Here is a 15755-nt window from a genome sequence, read left to right on the forward strand (position 1 = left end):
AGTAGCGCGTATAGAATGCAGTGACTGTCTCAACCCGTAAACACGCCTGGTAGTTCGGTTGCCTGCCGTGAGCCCCTTGCGAAGCCGAGGTGCGGGCCGCTAGCTGGCAGCGGGGCCGGGTTGTCGGGGCGGGGTTTATCTTTGCGCTCCACCCAATTTCCGCCCATGCTCTACCTCACCGAATGCCCCCGCGACGCCATGCAGGGCTGGCCCACGTTCATCCCGACCACCGATAAAATAGCCTACCTCAACGCCCTGCTCAAAGTAGGGTTCAGCACGCTCGATTTTGGCTCCTTCGTTTCGCCCAAAGCCATTCCGCAGCTCGCCGATACGGCCGAAGTGCTGGAAGGACTCGACCTGAGCCAGTCGGGCACGATGCTGCTGGCCATTGTGGCCAACCTGCGCGGGGCTGAAACGGCGGCCAGCCACCCGCAAATCCGTTACATCGGCTTTCCGCTGTCGGTGTCCGAAACTTTCCAGCAGCGCAACACCAACAAAAGCATTGCCCAGGCCCTCGACGACGTGGCCCGGATGCAGGAAATCTGCGCCCGCACCGGGCAGCAGCAGGTAGTGTACCTGAGCATGGGCTTTGGCAACCCCTACGGCGACCCGTGGAGCCCGGCCGTGCTCGGCGAGTTCACCCAGAAACTGGACGCGCTGGGCGTGGGTATCGTGGCCCTATCCGACACCATTGGGGCCAGCACGCCGGCCACTATTGCGCCCGCCTTCCGCGAGCTGACGGCCGCTTACCCGCACATTCGGTTCGGGGCCCACCTGCACACCACGCCCGATACCTGGCAGGAGAAAGTGCAGGCCGCCTACGAGGCCGGCTGCCGCCACTTCGATGGGGCGCTGGGCGGCTACGGCGGCTGCCCAATGGCCGCCGACCAGCTCACTGGCAACATGCCCACCGAGCGGCTGCTGGAGTTTTCCAACCAGGTTGGGCTGGAGCCGGGCGTGAACCTGGAGGCGCTGGCCGAGGCCGTGCGGCTGAATCAGCGCATCTTTGCGGGGCACTAGAAGTGTCAGCCTGAGTATGAATGGAATTTCCTTTCGCAACAAAACCGCTAGTAATTTACGGTTATGGATAGAACCGTAATGCATTGAACTGGAATTAGATAACGAGTATGAATATCGAATTGAAGTCGAGGAAACAGAGCTTTGGATAGATATTCTGGATGGAACGATTGAGATTTATTTAGATGAGGTATTCGGTCCTAAGGTATTTAAGCGGCTTTATTCGGCGAATCGGTTTGAACAGGCTGAATGGGATTTGATAGAAGATTATTCTGATTTCAAGTGCTGATGCTGAGTGCCACACTAACTTTTCCCCCTCTACTGCATGCCTGCTCCGCAAGTCGATATATTCATTCCCTGCTTCGTTGACCAGCTTTTCCCGCACACCGCTATGAACATGGTGAAGGTGCTGGAGGCCGTGGGCTGCGAGGTGCACTACAACGCCAACCAGACCTGCTGCGGGCAGCCGGCCTACAACGCGGGTTACAAAACCGAGAGCTGCGACGTAGCCCGCAAGTTTCTCACTGATTTCCCTACCGAGCAGGAGCGCTACATCGTGAGCCCTTCGGCCTCCTGTATCGGCATGGTGCGCAACACCTACGCCGACCTGTTCGAGGGCACGCCCGACGCTGGCCGCTACCACGGCGTGCAGCGCCGGGCCTTCGAACTCACCGAGTTCCTGGTGGACGTGCTGGGCATTACCAGCATTCCGGGGGCCGTGCTAGCCGGCAAATACACCTACCACGACTCCTGCGCGGCTCTGCGCGAGTGCGGCATCCGCGAAGCCCCGCGCCAGCTGCTCGATGCCGTTGCCGGCCTTCAGCGCCTCGAAATGGCCGAAACTGAAACCTGCTGCGGCTTCGGCGGCACGTTCGCCGTCAAGTTCGAAGCCATTTCGGTAGCCATGGCCGAGCAGAAAGTAGAACACGCCCTGGCCACCGGGGCCGACTACCTCATCAGCACCGACACGAGCTGCCTCATGCACCTCGACGCCTACATCCGCCGCGAGAAGAAGCCAATTAAAACGCTGCACATAGCCGACGTGCTGGCGAGTGGATTAAGCTAATAGCCCGATTATATGCTGAATTTCCTCCGCCGAAACCCCTTAACCACTGTGGCTATTGGGCTCTACGGCCTGGGATGGGCATTCGTGTTCAACTGGTTTGGTTCCGGCTCCGCTAGCTACCCCAACTCGTGTGGGGCCGCCAATGGCGGTCTGGTGTTATTGACGCTCTTAATCACCTGCTTCTATGTACTGATTTTGGCAGGGCTAAGCCTATTCAGTAATGGGCGAAAGCGCAAGGATTATGCACTATTCCTGAGTATAGTAGTGGCCCCTGCGCTATACTTGCTGTTCAGTTGAGGCCATATAAAAACTGCCTGCTCTCGACCATGTATCGGTCAAATACAGGGAATTTTTGGTGTTTTAAGCTGTTTATAAAGCCAAAGAGAACGTCGTGCTTCATCTAGCGTCCGCTTGTCGAAGCGTGACGTTCTCTTTGGCTTTCAGGGTAACGTCCTTTACATCAACTCCCCAATCCGAGCAGACAGACTCTCGCTGGCCTCCAGCAGCGGCAGCCGCACGGCATCATCGCATAGGCCTTGGGCGGCCAGGGCGGCTTTTACGCCTACGGGGTTGCTTTCCTCATACATGAGCGGGTTGAGCTGGGCGAAGCCGAACAGTAGCTGGCTGGCCTCGGCGAACTGGCCGTTGAGGGCGGCGCGGGTCATGTCGGAGAAGCGGCGGGGGAAGGCGTTGGCCAGCACCGAGATGATGCCTGCGCCGCCAAAGCTGATGAGCGAAGTCGTCATCATGTCGTCACCCGAAATCAACAGGAAGTCGGCGGGTTTGGCCGCGGCAATGGCGATGCACTGCTCCAGGTTGCCGCTGGCTTCCTTGATGCCGATGATGTTGGGGTGCTGAGCCAGTTCGAGAGTAGTAGCGGCCGTGAGGTTGGAGCTGGTGCGGCCAGGCACGTTGTAGAGCAGCACGGGTACCGGCGAGGCATCGGCCAAAGCCTGATAATGCGCGATAATGCCGCGCTGGCTGGGCTTGTTGTAGTAGGGCGAGGCCGAAAGCAGGGCGTCGTAGCCACGTAAATCGGTGGTTTCTAGGCTGCGAATCAGCGCGGCCGTATCGTTGCCGCCCAGGCCGTACACCAGTGGGGCCCGGCCGGCCGTATGCTCGCGGGCCACGCGCCGGATTTCGGTGCGCTCCTCCACGGTCAGGGTAGGCGACTCGGCGGTGGTGCCGTTGATGACGAGGTAGTCGGTACCGTTTTCGAGCTGGAAATCGATGAGGCGGCGCAGGGCCGGGTAGTCCACGGCGCGGTCGGGGGAGGGGAGGAAAGGCGTAACCAGGGCCACGCCGGTGCCACGGAGTTTGTCCATGCGGGAAATAAGCGGTTGCTTTGTAGAAGGAAGGACCGGCGGCAAGATACGGCCGCCGCAATTAAGGTTCTTCTGCTTTTCTTCCACCGCATTTCCCCTGTGGCCTGCCTCCTGGCAGCCCGCACTCCAAGCCTCCCATGAAGTTGACGAAGTACCCCGTGCTGGCCGCCGCGCTGGCTGCCGTAGCTGTGCTGCCCGCCTGCACCGAAACCAAAACCGCCGCCGGTACTGAGGCGGCCGCTGCCACCGCCGCCGTAGCTGCCGACTCGGCCGAAACCGCCGCTACACCTACTGCCGGCAACGCCACCGCCGCCAGCCTGAACAACGGCAGCCCGGCCACCATTCCGGCCAGCCAGCGGGCCGATGCCGCTACCATTCTGGGCCGTAAGCAGGTGCCCATTCTGTGCTACCACCAGATTCGCGACTGGAAGTCGTCGGACTCGAAAGGGGCTAAGGATTACATCATTCCGGTAGCTCAGTTCAAGGCCCAGATGAAGATGCTGGCCGACTCGGGCTACCACGCCATCCTGCCCGACCAGCTCTACGCCTACCTCACCACCGGCGCCCCGCTGCCCAGCAAGCCGGTGATGCTCACCTTCGATGACACCGACCTCGACCAGTTCACGGTAGCCCGCCCCACGCTCGAAAAGTATGGCTTTAAGGGCGTATACTTCATCATGACGGTAAGCCTCGGCCGGCCCCGCTATATGAGCAAGGCGCAGGTAAAACAGCTTTCCGACGAGGGCAACGTTATCGGCTCGCACACCTGGGACCACCACAACGTGAAGAAGTACCAGGGCCAGGATTGGGTGACGCAGATTGAGAAGCCCACCAAAACCCTCGAAGAAATTACGGGCAAGAAAGTCAACTACTTCGCCTACCCCTTCGGCCTCTGGAACCCCGAGGCCATCCCGGAGCTGAAGAAGCGCGGCATGGACGCGGCCTTCATCCTGGCCGAGAAGCGCGACCAGCAGGACCCGCTCTTCACCGTTCGCCGCATTATTGCCAGCGGCTACTGGAGCCCTCGCACCTTGCATAACAACATGGTGCAGAGCTTCTAAGCTGAAATCGACTGCAAGACGTAACAAGTAAAAGCCCCTGATGTCCATGCTGACGTCAGGGGCTTTTGGTATGGTGGGCTTGGCAATTTAACCGGAGGTCGGTGTAGGGGCGGGGCTTAGCTGCGCCCGCCGTTGAACGGTTGCCATTGAACAAGCACCGTTGTTGCGGCGCGAACGGCGGGCGGGGACAAGCCCCGCTCCTACATCGACCACCGAAACGTAGGCTGTTTACTTTTTCGCCTTGCTGTCGACTTTTACTTCATCCTTCAAATCCTTGTAAGCGCCGGCATTGATGACGTGCTTAAAGCCTTTTTCCTGCAGGAGCAGGGCCGTTTTGTTGCTGCGGTTGCCGGAAGCGCAGTAGAGTATGTAGGTTTTGCCGGGGTCAAGCTTCTGCAGCCGCGCGGCCAGGTCGGGGGCGCGGAAATCGAGGTTGGCCGCGCCGGGCAGATGGCCGCTGGCGTATTCCTCGGGCGTGCGCACATCGAGCAGCACCGCGTTGGGCTGGCGAAGCGTCTTGTTCACTTCCGCCACCGACGAAACGGGCACCGCAGCCGGTACGATGGCCCCGACTACCATTGGCCTGGGTGTCGGGTTGGGGGTGATGGGTAGCGTCTGAGCCAGCAAGGCCAGTGGGGCGGCGGCAAGGGCAGTCAGGAGCAAGTAGCGGAGCATGGTAAGATTTTAAGTGACAAGTATATAAGAACGCGGTCGGGTCGGCCACGTTGCACGGCCGGCCAACCGGACGTTAGAACAACGAGCCCTGCGAGAGAGTGCCCGGACCCTTGTCGGTGGAAGTAGCCGGGACTTCGTTGGCTGAGTTGGCTGGCATGTCGTCAGCTTTCGGGAGCATGGCCAGCAGGTCGGTTTCGCTGATGATGGGCACTTTCAGCGTGGTGGCTTTTTCGCGCTTGGCCGGACCCATTTTGTCGCCGGCTACCAGAAAGCTGAGCTTCTTGCTGATGCTGCCCGTTATTTTGCCGCCGTGCTGCTGAATGAGGTGTTGCAGCTCGTCGCGGCTGTGCAGCTCGAATACACCCGAAAGTACAAACGTGAGGCCCGCCAGCCGGTCGCTTTGGGGTTGGGGCGCCTCGCCCGTGAGAGCCAGCTGCACGCCCGCCGTGCGCAGGCGCGCCAGCAGGTCGAGGTTCTGGGGCTCCTGAAACCAGGCGGCCGCCGACTCGGCAATGACGCCGCCTACCTCGGGCACGGCGGCCAGCTCGGGGGCTGTTGCCGCCGCCAGCGCCTCCACGGTGCGGTAGTGGGCGGCCAGCTTTTCGGCCACGGTTTCGCCCACATACCGGATGCCCAGCCCGAACAGCACCCGATCGAACGGTACCTGCTTGCTGGTTTCCAGCCCTGCCACCAGCCGCTGCACCGACTTCTCGCCCATGCGCTCCAGCTGCGCCAGCTCTTCAGCCTTGGCTGGCAGCTCGTAAAGCGAAGCGGCATCGGTTACCAAGCCCAGATCGAAGAAACGACCCACGGTTTCGGCCCCCAGTCCGTCAATATCAAGCGCCTTGCGCGACACAAAATGTTCGAGTTTGGCCTTGAGTTGGGGCGGGCAGCCCCGGTCGTTGGGGCAGCGGAAGTGGGCCTCGCCCTCGGGCCGGATCAGCGGCGTGCCGCAGGCGGGGCACTCGGTGGGGTACACAATGGGCTGACTATCGGCGGGGCGAGCCTCCAGATCGACGCCGGTAATTTTCGGGATGATTTCGCCGCCTTTCTCCACGAACACCAAGTCGCCGATGCGCAAATCGAGGGCGGCAATCTGGTTGGCATTGTGTACCGAGGCGCGCTTTACCACGGTGCCGGCCAGCGGCACCGGGGCCAGCAGGGCCACCGGCGTAACGGCCCCGGTGCGGCCCACCTGGTACTGGATGGCCTGCAGGCGGGTACGGCCCGCCTCGGCCGGATACTTGAAGGAAATGGCCCAGCGGGGGCTTTTGGAGGTGTAGCCCAGTAGTTCCTGCTGCCGAAAATCGTCTACCTTAATAACGATGCCGTCGGTGGCAACTGGCAGACCGAACCGCTTTTTGTCCCACTCGTGCACGAAATCCAGGACCTGCTCAATGGTGGCGCAGCGCCGCCAAGTGTCCGACACGGGCAGGCCCCAGGCCGTGAGGGCCTCCAATGAGGCGCTGTGGGTTTCGAACTGCGAGCGGCCGGGCATCAGAAACGAATAAGCGTAGAAACGCAGCTTGCGGGCCGCTACCTGGGCCGAATCCTGGAGCTTGAGGGCGCCGCTGGCGGCGTTGCGCGGGTTGGCCAGCAGGGCTTCGCCGTTGGCTTCGCGCTCCTCGTTCAGCTCGGCAAATACGGGCAGGGGCATGAAAATTTCTCCCCGCACCTCGAACTCGGGCGGGCGGGCCGGGCCGGCGGGCCGCAGGTGCAGCGGCAGGTTGCGGATGGTGCGTACGTTGTTGGTTACCACGTCGCCGCGGGTACCATCGCCGCGCGTTACGCCCTGGGCCAGCTGGTCGTGCTCGTAGGTCAGGCTCATGGCCACGCCGTCGAACTTCAACTCGCACACATACTGCATTTCGGCACCCTCCAGGCCCTTGCGAACCCGCTCATCAAACTCGCGCAAATCGGCCTCCGAATACGTGTTGCCCAAGCTCAGCATGGGGTAGCGGTGCTCGGCCGTGGGGAACTGCCGGGTAACGGTGCCGCCTACCCGCCGGGTGGGCGAGTTAGGCCGGGCCAGGTCGGGGTATTCGGCCTCCAGTCGGGCCAGCTCGGCCAGCAGCGCATCAAACGCCTGGTCGGGTATTTCGGAGTGGTCGAGCTGGTAGTATTGGTAGTTGAGGTGGTGCAGCTGCTCGGTAAGGGCGATAATGCGCGCTTCGATATCGGGACTCATAGGGGAGGGGCAGGTTGGAGCCGCAAGCTACGGGTGACAGAAGAAAGTCAAAAGCGAAAGCCGCTCAACTAAACCCAAAAGGTAGTTGAACGGCTTTCGCATGCAGTTTAAATAGCGCTATTCCTGCACCAATACGCCGTCGGCCTCGAAGTTCAACTGCTGCTGGGGCTCGGTGATGGCCGCAATTTCGGCGGCCGATTTGCCGGCGTCCTTAGCGTAGTGCTGCAGGTCGGATACGGGCACGGTTTCGCGGTGGACCCAGCCGTTGATGACGATGGTTTTGCCGCTGATGTCCTTGGGCACGAAGAAGGCGTAATCCTTGAACTTGACGCGCATGTCGCGGCCGTCGGCCAGCTTCATGGTCATCCAGCAGCCCTTGGCCTGGCACACCTCCTGCACCGGGCCCACCAGCTTCACCTGGGCCGAATCCTGGGTGCCGAGCAGCGTAGGCAGGGCCGACAGGGGCTGCGCGCCGTCGCTGGTAATGGCTGCGCCGTAGGTTTTACCCTGGGGCGAAGTGGCAGTTGGCGAAGTGGCCTCCGCGGCAGGGGCGGTAGCTGCCGTGCCGGAAGTAGAAGCTGCGTTCTGACAGGAGGCCCCCAACAGCGACAGTAGCGCGGTGGGCAGCAGGAGTAGAGGGCGCATAAGCCGGAAAAAAAAAGCAGTTGAAAGCCGGAATTTAGGACTTTTTACGCTTACCCGCCGTCCCGCCAACTGCGCCGGCCGATTGGTCAAGCCCGGTAAGTACCCGCACCTGCTCCAGCCGGCCCTTTTTGTTGTACACCTCCGACTTCACCAAGCCAACATTAGGCGCGTAGTAATCAACCACACGCACCGTCGAAGCCAGCTTGAGGTCGGCGCGGGCCACGGTAGCGCTTTCCAGCTCGGCCTCCACTTTATAGCACAGGAAGGTGCCGGCAGGCGTCGTAACCGACTCTTGGCCCGTTACGCGGCGCTTGCTGACGGTGGCGTACACCTGGGCAATATCTACGGCCGAGCTACGCACATCAACCAGCATCCCCCCATTTGGCAGCTCTGAGCCCACGGTGGGCTGATTGGGCCAGGCCAGCGGGGTGGGGGTGTAGGTCAGGAGCCGGTCGCGGAAGGAGCTGAGCTTCTCCGGATTAAGCTGGTCGAGGCCGTCGGTAAAGGCTGTGTCTTGGCGGCAGCGGAAGGTCAGGTCGCGCAGGTAAAGCAGGCGTCCTTTGGTGTCGTAGGCCCCGCTTTTAAGCAGCACGGTGTTGGTGGTCAGGGTTTTCTTTTTGTTCTGCTCGGTGTCTAGGCGCACTACCCGCTGGTGCACATAGCCCATTGTTTCGCCCTTGGCATCCTGCAGGGTAAAGGTGCGGGCTGTGTTGTCTTTCAGGCCGAAAGGGTGGGGGCAGTTGGCTGCCGGATCAGGGGCGGGGAGGGTTTGGGCCTGAAGGGCTACCGTAGCCAAGAGGCCGGTGGCCAGGGCCACAAAGTACGTGGAGGACATAGAGAAGGACGAAGTGAAAACAGGAACCGGTAAACCCGACCGTACGCCCTGCATACGCAGGTCAGCCGGTTTGGATTCTGCCGGGTATATAACCCGTCAGGCAAAAGCCGTGCCCGCCCAAAACTGTAACTTGGCTCCCACAACAGCGTTTGCAGGGGTACCATCGTTGGACCGCGCAAGAATATTATGCACCGTTCAACGCAGCATAGCCTACTTGCTCCGCACACCAGCTACCAACCACTTATCAACCTAAACCATGCCTGACCAACCTACTTCCTGGGCCGATACGGCCGCCTCGCTGCTTTCCAAGCTTTCGGGCGGCGTAGAGCTGGCCCTGAATTTCGACCAGATGGAATTGCAGGTGCCCAACGCCCAGAACCCCGGCACCCCCACCACCTGGCGGCTCAATGGGGCGCTACGCATCCGTACCCGCGGCGAGAACCCGCCTTCCGGCAACCTGCCGCCGGCCAACCCCAACCCCGCCTCACTTGGCTAGCGGCCTCGATATTGAGGCTCAGCTGGTGGTAACGCTTGATGGCGACGAGGTACAGGTGGCGGGCACGGGTGGCTACCTGATCATCAACTTCCCCAGCCAGCGCGTGTTCGACAAGATAACGGCCGGCCCTCCCAAAGACCCGCACGCGCCACCCAAGCCCAAAGGCCCGCCCGGCCCCGACCCCCTGCAGCAACTCAACGACCTGGCCCGGCAGTTGGGCCTGGTGCTCGATTTGCGGGTGGCGGGCAAAACTCACGTGACGTTTGGTGCTGGCAGCAGCCCGAAAATTACCATAAACGCGGTATTCGGGAAAATTGGCTCCTTCTTCCGCAAGCTGTAAAGTATGATGAGCTGATTAGCTTTTGGTACTTTGTAAACAACTTGAGTATCCCAAGTTTCAGACTAAGCTATTAGCACGGCGTAGGGGTGGGGCTTGCCCCCACCCGCCGTCCGGACAACGCCTGGTGCAACCGCTCAATGGCGGGCGGAGGCAAGCCCCGCCCCTACAGCGTACTCACGCTTGGGTTAGCTAACGGCCTGCTAATCGAGAAGAAACAACAGAAAACCGGCCCGAAAAACGTACGATTATAGCAAGCCATTTCGCGTACTTCAGAAACTACCTGGGGAGCCTGAACCAGCCGTTGGCTCCCCGGAACTAAAGGCCCGCTGGTTGGTTTGCACTTCGTATGTCTGCCCGTTTTTCTGTTTTATGAGCTCCGACCAAAATTCTCCTAAAAAAGTGGGCTCCACCCGCCCGGCTTCCACTTTCCAGCGCATGGAGCGGATGCCGCCGCTGCTGATGATGTTGTACGTGGGCCTGGCCGGAATTACGGTGCTGTTCGTGGGGCTAGTGGGAGCCTATGCTATTACGCACTTCCGGACCGGGGCACCCAGCGGGCTGTTTGCGTTGCCGCGCTTCTTTTCTTTGAGCACCATTGTGCTGCTGGCCAGCAGCTACGTTATTGCCCAGGCCAGCCGCATTTATGCCCACGACGACCTGCCCACCCTGCGCCGCTGCCTGGGAGCTACCCTGTTGCTGAGCTGCGTTTTTGCGGGCCTGCAGGTGCTGGGCTGGCGCGAGCTCATGGCCCAGGGCGTGTTCTTCGACGGCATGGCCAGCGGCTCGTTCGTGTACCTGCTCTCGGCCCTGCACGTAGCGCACCTGCTGGGTGGCATGGTGTTTCTGCTGGTGTTGTTGATTCGCACGCATTACGCCGCCGCCGATGCCGTGCGCACGCTCGTGTTCATCCGCAACCCCTACCGCCGGCTGCAGCTGCGCATGGTCACGCTCTACTGGCACTTCATCGATGGCCTCTGGATTGCGCTGTTTGCGGCCTTTCTGTTTCTGTATTAGGCCCCTTTCTGTAGGCAAGCCACTAAACCACTACCGCCCCCGGTACCTAAACAGGTATCGGGGGCGTTTTTTGGATAACAGATTTTACGCTCAAAACGTGTGGTGCACAACTCCGGCTTCGCGTGTCGTTGCTGAATGCCGCGCCATGCGCCATTGTTCAACGATGCGCGAAGCCGAAGCTTCGCGCTACACGCTTTTGGTGTACGTCATGCTTGATACTGAGGTCAGAACGACCTGCCGTCCGCTATGTAAACCGGCACTCGGCACCCATGGCGGCGGCTGAGCACAAGCCGTTGATTTTGAGCGGCGAGAACGTACCTTAGTCCCGCATCCTGTTTCTACTCCAACCCCTTTATGCGCCTTTCTACCTTTCTGCTTGCAACAGCTGGCCTGCTGGCGGGCAGTTTGTCGGCCACCGCTCAGCTGCCCACCTACCGCCCCCTGGCCACCGACCTCGATGGCTCGGCGGCTGATGCCTGCGCCCGCGTGCATACTGGTGCGGCGGCCCGCCCGGCCTACGCCAGCCTTAGCCACCGTCAGAAAATGGCCGGCTACGATGTAAAATACTACAAGCTCGATATCCGGCTGAGCAACACCAGTCGCAACGTGGGCGGTACAGTCACCATCAAGGCCCGCACCGGCAGCCAGCCGCTCGACTCGCTGGCCTTCGAGCTGTTCAGCACCTTCGCCATCGAATCGGTGGTAGTAGACGGGCAAGCCAGCGCCGGGCTGGTACGCAAGGGCCAGGGCGACGTAACGGTGGGTCTGGCCCGGCCAGTGGCGGCCAACACGCTCTTCGAGGCCCGCATTACCTACAATGGCACGGCTCCCAATAGCAACGCAGGCGCCATCGGCAACGCCCTGAATACCCGTATTGCGCCTACCTACAACGTGAGCACCACCTGGAGCCTGTCGGAGCCCTACAACGCCTACGAGTGGTGGCCCTGCAAGCAGGTGCTCACCGATAAAGCCGATTCGTCCGACGTGTGGGTAACGACGGCCGCTGCCAACAAAGTGGGCTCCAACGGGGTGCTGGAGCGCGTAACCAATCTGCCGGGCAACGAGGTGCGCTACGAGTGGAAGTCGCGCCACCCGATTGCCTACTACCTGGTTTCGGTGGCCGTGGCGCCCTACGTCGAGTATGTGAATTACGCTAACCCCGTAGGTGGCCCACGTATTCCCATCGTCAACTACGTGTACAACCAGGCGGCGCTCAATTTTTACCGCGCCGATATTGACCGCACGCCGGGCTTCATCGAGAGCTTCTCGGCCCAGGTAGGCCTCTACCCGTTTGCCAACGAGAAGTATGGCCACAGCATGGCGCCCATTGGCGGCGGCATGGAGCACCAGACCATGACCACCCAGGACGGCTTCAATTTCACGCTTACGGCCCACGAGCTGTTCCACCAATGGTTCGGCGACAACGTAACCTGCGGCGCCTGGGAGGACATCTGGCTCAACGAGGGCTTTGCGTCGTATGGCGAGTACCTTGCCCTGAACGCGTTTTCTACGCCTGCTGCGGCCCGTAGCTGGCTCAACCAAGCTCACAGTTCGGCCATGAGCCAGCCCGGTGGCAGCGTGTTTGTGAGTGATACCAGCAACGTGGGCCGCATCTTCAGCTCGCGGCTCAGCTACAAAAAGGGCGCGTCCGTTGTCCATATGCTGCGCTACCTGCTCAACGACGACACCAAGTTCTTCCGGGTATTGCGCACCTTCCAGAGCACTTACAGCGGCCGCACGGCCCGCACCCGCGACCTGCAACGGCTTTTCGAGGCCGAAGCGGGCCGGTCGTTGCAGTACTTTTTCGACCACTGGTTCCGGGGCGAAGGTCATCCGACGTTTGCACTGCGCTGGAACCAGACCGGTGGCCAGGTGTACCTGAAAAGCACCCAAACCGTATCGATGCCTGCCGTTACGCCCTTTTTCCAAACTGATATTGACTACCGCCTCACCTTCGCCGACAACAGCACCCGCACCATTCGTTTTGCCCAGACGCAGCCGGTGCGCACCCTGGCAGTTGCCGAGTCGCGCGCGGTGGTCAGCGTCGAAATCGACCCCGAGCAGTGGCTGCTCAATGGCCTTGCCGGCCTGGTAGTGCGCGATGAGGGAGTTGTAACAAGTAACCAAGCGGCCCGTACGCCGCAGCTCAGTGTATACCCCAACCCTTGCCGCGACCAGTTGCGCCTGGCCGATTTCAGTGGCCCAAGCGCCCAAGCTGTGGTAACTGATGCTGCCGGCCGCGTGGTACTACGTCAAACCGTGCCTGCTGCCCGCCCTGTACTGCAAACCAGCACGCTACGCCCCGGTCTCTACCACCTGCGCCTGCTCAGCCCCGACGGTTCGGCCAGCCGTGCTCGTTTTGTGAGGGAGGAGTAAGAGCTGCTATTTTAAAACCGGTAAGGCCGCTGCACATCCTAACGAGGATTTGCAGCGGCCTTACCGGTTTTAAAGTCGTACGAGCGGCTACGCTATGGGCTTTTTGTAGGCCGTTATCAGCGCCTCTACCTCGGGTGGGGCGGGGGGCAGGTTGAAAACAGCATCTACCAGCGCATCAAAGGTCGCGGCCGGCGTAAAAATGTCGTCGGTGAAGGGGTTGTTGGCAAGCCGGATAAAGCCGGGTTGGCCATTGATGCTTACCAGATCGAGGGTTACGTTGCCGAAACGCTGGTTGCAACGGCCGGTATTCGTACAGTCGCTGGGCTGGGGCTTCAGAAAATACTTCTGCGTGCTCTCGGCGTACTGTTCGTGGTGCAAAGTGCGGTGGTCGGCCGCGCCCAACTGGTAGCCCTGCGCCAGCACCCGGTCGCGGACGAAGTCGAAGAAATGCTGGAAGTTGCCCGGTCCCATGCTGGGGTCATAGAGAAAAACAGCCCCGCGCTGGCCTTCTTTGCGCGCCAGTTGCACCCGGAACCGGGCCCCGGGCAGGCCGGCTTTCTGATAGTGATATGCCTTGAAATAGGGCCCCGCCCAGTTGAGGTACACCTGCTGCGCCAGCCACTGCTGCCTGCGCCGCTCCTGCGCCGGGCTGCGGTGCAGCGGCTGCCAAACACCCGATTGGGGGGCGGAGTCGGTAAAAAGCTTTTTGAGCAGGTCGAGCAAAATGCGTAACTATATTTAGGTAGTAACCACAGGCCATTCAAATGGTTTGCTGGCCAACTGGCTGCCAAAGTTCAAAAAACATGCCGGCACATGGCTCCGTAGGCCGCAAAAAAAGCGGGGCTCCCATTATTGGGAGCCCCGCCGAAGCTGATGCAGCAGCACGCCCTATTTCACCCGGGTCCAGGTCTGCGACTTGCCGATGAGCGAGAAGCCGATGTAGCCTTTTACTTCCATGGTATTGGCGTTCATCATCTTCATGTAGCAGGAGTAGGTCTTGCCCGATTCCGGATCGTAGATTTTGCCATCGTCCCACTTGTTGCTCTCGTCGTACTCGAAGCCGCTCATAAACACCATGCCCAGGCGGGGACGGGTACGAAGCTTGGGCTCGGGGTTCTGGGTGTCCATCTTGGGCTTGCCGGATGCGTCGTTGGGCACCGTCAGCGACACAATCTTACCGCAGAGCTTGGTGCCGCACTTATAAATCTCGAACGTGGCCTTCTTCTCCGCATTGGTCCATATGCCCAGCGGGGAGAGAGTTTGGGCCGAGGCCGAGGAGAGCAGGCCAAAGAGGATGGCTACGCTTAGAAGAAGAAATTTTTTCATGAAATGGATGATGGAGAAGTGGGAGTGAATTCGTGGGGAAAAGATAGTAAAATCCAACTGAACCGGCTGCTCGGTCGGATTTTAACCGCATCGGCCATATTGCAACTATAAAGCCAGATTCTGGCTGCACTTACCATGCGGAAAATCAAGATCAGCAAAAACCGGTGACTATCAGCCAGATGGGATTAAATGCGGCTCTGAAGCGTAAAAAAAGCTGTTTTTATTTTGAACCTTCCCTCTGGCGTTTAACTTTACCATGCGTAGCGAGTGCTACAGCCCCCGCCGGGCCGCCCTAAGGTGCTGGGCAGCGAAGCAGGGGTTATGTCGGATCTAAAGAAAGGAGGTACAAAATGTCTAGTAGTCCCAACCAAATCCTGCCAAGCCTGTCGAATGTAGTCCGCTTCACCGCCGGACGCGCTTAACAACAGCTTACGCGCGGAACCCTGTTAGCCCTTCAGGGTGGGTTCCCGCATTCTGGCAAGGTCTTACAAATAGATGGCGGGGCTGTACCCCAGTTCAGCCGCTTGGTAAGATTTGAAGGATTAGATGCCCGGTTTGCCCAGCAGCCTCGATAAGGAGGTCTGCACAGGCAGCCGGGCATCGTTGCGTTTAAGGGGTAGCAGAACAGGGCTGCTGTGCCAGCCTGCACACAACGGACCTCTACTTGTACAATAGGATGGCCTCTGCTTGTAGTGGTTAAAGCACCCGCCGCACCTGCATAAAGCGCCGTTCGTAACCGGAGCCTTCTACCTGACTGATTTTAACGCCCGATTCGCGGCGGGCCGAGGACGAATGCACGAACCGGATAGGCTCGCCGGGCTGGCTGATGACGATGCCCGCATGGCCCGGCGTGGTAGACGTAGCGGCCGTGCCGGTAAATACCACAATGTCGCCGGGGCGAGCGGCTGTGCGGGCTACAGGCCGACCCACATCAATCAGCATGGCGGTAGAGTGGGGCGTGGGTACCCCATAGCGGGCAAACACATACATGACAAACCCCGAGCAGTCGAACCCAATACTGGGCGTGGTGCCGGCGTACAGGTAGGGGGTACCTAGCTGCTGCAGGGCAAAGACTACAATACTATCGGCCTTGCTGGAAGGAGCCGCAGCCCGTAGGCCGGAGGCTGGGGGCACCGGCTTCGGGGGCGGCGAAGCAGGAGCAACGGCTGGTGTACCAGCTGCCGGGGCAGTGGTGGCTGGCGTGTAGGCGGTGGTGCGGGCCGGTGTAGTAGTGGTGGCGTACCCAGCAGCGGGGTGCGGCTGCCGCACCCAAACCGCCCGGCTCACCAGCAGAGCAATCAGCAGAAAAAAAACCGACCAGACGTAGCGCATTGCTTGAAAGTAGAGTTGCTGGCTTGCTTAACGGTTGCGGTGCGGTGCGGGTTCCGGCG

At 60.6% G+C, this 15755-nt stretch carries 15 protein-coding genes; 7 read left to right on the top strand and 8 right to left on the bottom strand.

What is annotated here, in order from left to right; genetic code table 11:
• Positions 1 to 165 precede the first annotated feature (165 nt).
• On the top strand, positions 166 to 1020 hold the full coding sequence (locus J7E24_RS11475) for a hydroxymethylglutaryl-CoA lyase (RefSeq protein WP_215138227.1): 855 nt from the start codon (positions 166 to 168) through the stop codon (positions 1018 to 1020).
• 322 nt (positions 1021 to 1342) lie between these two features.
• The gene (locus J7E24_RS11480; RefSeq protein WP_215138229.1) at positions 1343 to 2083 is read left to right on the top strand and encodes a (Fe-S)-binding protein; all 741 of its coding nucleotides are present in this window, start codon (positions 1343 to 1345) and stop codon (positions 2081 to 2083) included.
• Positions 2084 to 2538: 455 nt separating this feature from the next.
• Here J7E24_RS11480 and dapA read toward each other — a convergent pair whose 3' ends face one another.
• Positions 2539 to 3408: a 4-hydroxy-tetrahydrodipicolinate synthase gene (dapA, locus tag J7E24_RS11485; protein WP_215138230.1), complete on the bottom strand. Its 870-nt coding sequence runs from the start codon at positions 3406 to 3408 to the stop codon at positions 2539 to 2541.
• Positions 3409 to 3545: 137 nt separating this feature from the next.
• Between dapA and J7E24_RS11490 the strand changes: the two genes are divergently transcribed.
• On the top strand, positions 3546 to 4469 hold the full coding sequence (locus J7E24_RS11490) for a polysaccharide deacetylase family protein (RefSeq protein ID WP_215138232.1): 924 nt from the start codon (positions 3546 to 3548) through the stop codon (positions 4467 to 4469).
• A gap of 228 nt (positions 4470 to 4697) precedes the next feature.
• Here the strand turns inward: J7E24_RS11490 and J7E24_RS11495 are convergent, their stop codons facing one another.
• The 4 genes from J7E24_RS11495 to J7E24_RS11510 all read right to left on the bottom strand — a co-directional run bounded on the left by J7E24_RS11495 (position 4698) and on the right by J7E24_RS11510 (position 8812).
• Positions 4698 to 5144, bottom strand: coding sequence for a rhodanese-like domain-containing protein (locus J7E24_RS11495; RefSeq protein ID WP_215138234.1), 447 nt, complete (start codon positions 5142 to 5144; stop codon positions 4698 to 4700).
• 73 nt (positions 5145 to 5217) lie between these two features.
• Complete coding sequence (gene ligA / locus J7E24_RS11500) at positions 5218 to 7332, bottom strand: NAD-dependent DNA ligase LigA (protein ID WP_215138236.1); 2115 nt, start codon at positions 7330 to 7332, stop codon at positions 5218 to 5220.
• Positions 7333 to 7449: 117 nt separating this feature from the next.
• Positions 7450 to 7977 carry a DUF4920 domain-containing protein gene (locus tag J7E24_RS11505; protein WP_215138238.1) on the bottom strand — a complete coding sequence of 176 codons (528 nt, stop codon included), beginning with the start codon at positions 7975 to 7977 and terminating at the stop codon, positions 7450 to 7452.
• A gap of 34 nt (positions 7978 to 8011) precedes the next feature.
• Positions 8012 to 8812, bottom strand: coding sequence for a hypothetical protein (locus tag J7E24_RS11510; RefSeq protein ID WP_215138240.1), 801 nt, complete (start codon positions 8810 to 8812; stop codon positions 8012 to 8014).
• 256 nt (positions 8813 to 9068) lie between these two features.
• On the opposite strand from J7E24_RS11510, the gene J7E24_RS11515 reads away from it, so the two are divergent.
• From J7E24_RS11515 to J7E24_RS11530, 4 genes are all read left to right on the top strand, one after another.
• On the top strand, positions 9069 to 9308 hold the full coding sequence (locus tag J7E24_RS11515) for a hypothetical protein (RefSeq protein WP_215138241.1): 240 nt from the start codon (positions 9069 to 9071) through the stop codon (positions 9306 to 9308).
• Positions 9301 to 9648, top strand: coding sequence for a hypothetical protein (locus J7E24_RS11520; RefSeq protein ID WP_215138243.1), 348 nt, complete (start codon positions 9301 to 9303; stop codon positions 9646 to 9648). Before J7E24_RS11515 ends, J7E24_RS11520 begins: the two co-directional genes overlap by 8 nt.
• 369 nt (positions 9649 to 10017) lie before the next feature.
• Complete coding sequence (locus J7E24_RS11525) at positions 10018 to 10662, top strand: heme-copper oxidase subunit III (RefSeq protein ID WP_215138245.1); 645 nt, start codon at positions 10018 to 10020, stop codon at positions 10660 to 10662.
• A 354-nt stretch (positions 10663 to 11016) separates the two neighbouring features.
• Positions 11017 to 13038 (top strand): M1 family aminopeptidase, encoded by a 2022-nt coding sequence (locus J7E24_RS11530; protein ID WP_215138247.1) that lies wholly within the window; start codon positions 11017 to 11019, stop codon positions 13036 to 13038.
• Positions 13039 to 13125: 87 nt separating this feature from the next.
• Here the strand turns inward: J7E24_RS11530 and J7E24_RS11535 are convergent, their stop codons facing one another.
• The 3 genes from J7E24_RS11535 to J7E24_RS11545 all read right to left on the bottom strand — a co-directional run bounded on the left by J7E24_RS11535 (position 13126) and on the right by J7E24_RS11545 (position 15696).
• Positions 13126 to 13761 (bottom strand): hypothetical protein, encoded by a 636-nt coding sequence (locus tag J7E24_RS11535; protein WP_215138249.1) that lies wholly within the window; start codon positions 13759 to 13761, stop codon positions 13126 to 13128.
• 165 nt (positions 13762 to 13926) lie between these two features.
• Positions 13927 to 14364 carry a DUF2147 domain-containing protein gene (locus tag J7E24_RS11540; protein ID WP_215138251.1) on the bottom strand — a complete coding sequence of 146 codons (438 nt, stop codon included), beginning with the start codon at positions 14362 to 14364 and terminating at the stop codon, positions 13927 to 13929.
• A gap of 696 nt (positions 14365 to 15060) precedes the next feature.
• Positions 15061 to 15696, bottom strand: a complete 636-nt coding sequence (locus tag J7E24_RS11545; protein ID WP_215138253.1) for a C40 family peptidase — start codon at positions 15694 to 15696, stop codon at positions 15061 to 15063.
• Positions 15697 to 15755: the final 59 nt, after the last annotated feature.

The organism is Hymenobacter sp. ISL-91 (genome assembly GCF_018613725.1).
Classification (GTDB): Bacteria; Bacteroidota; Bacteroidia; order Cytophagales; family Hymenobacteraceae; genus Hymenobacter.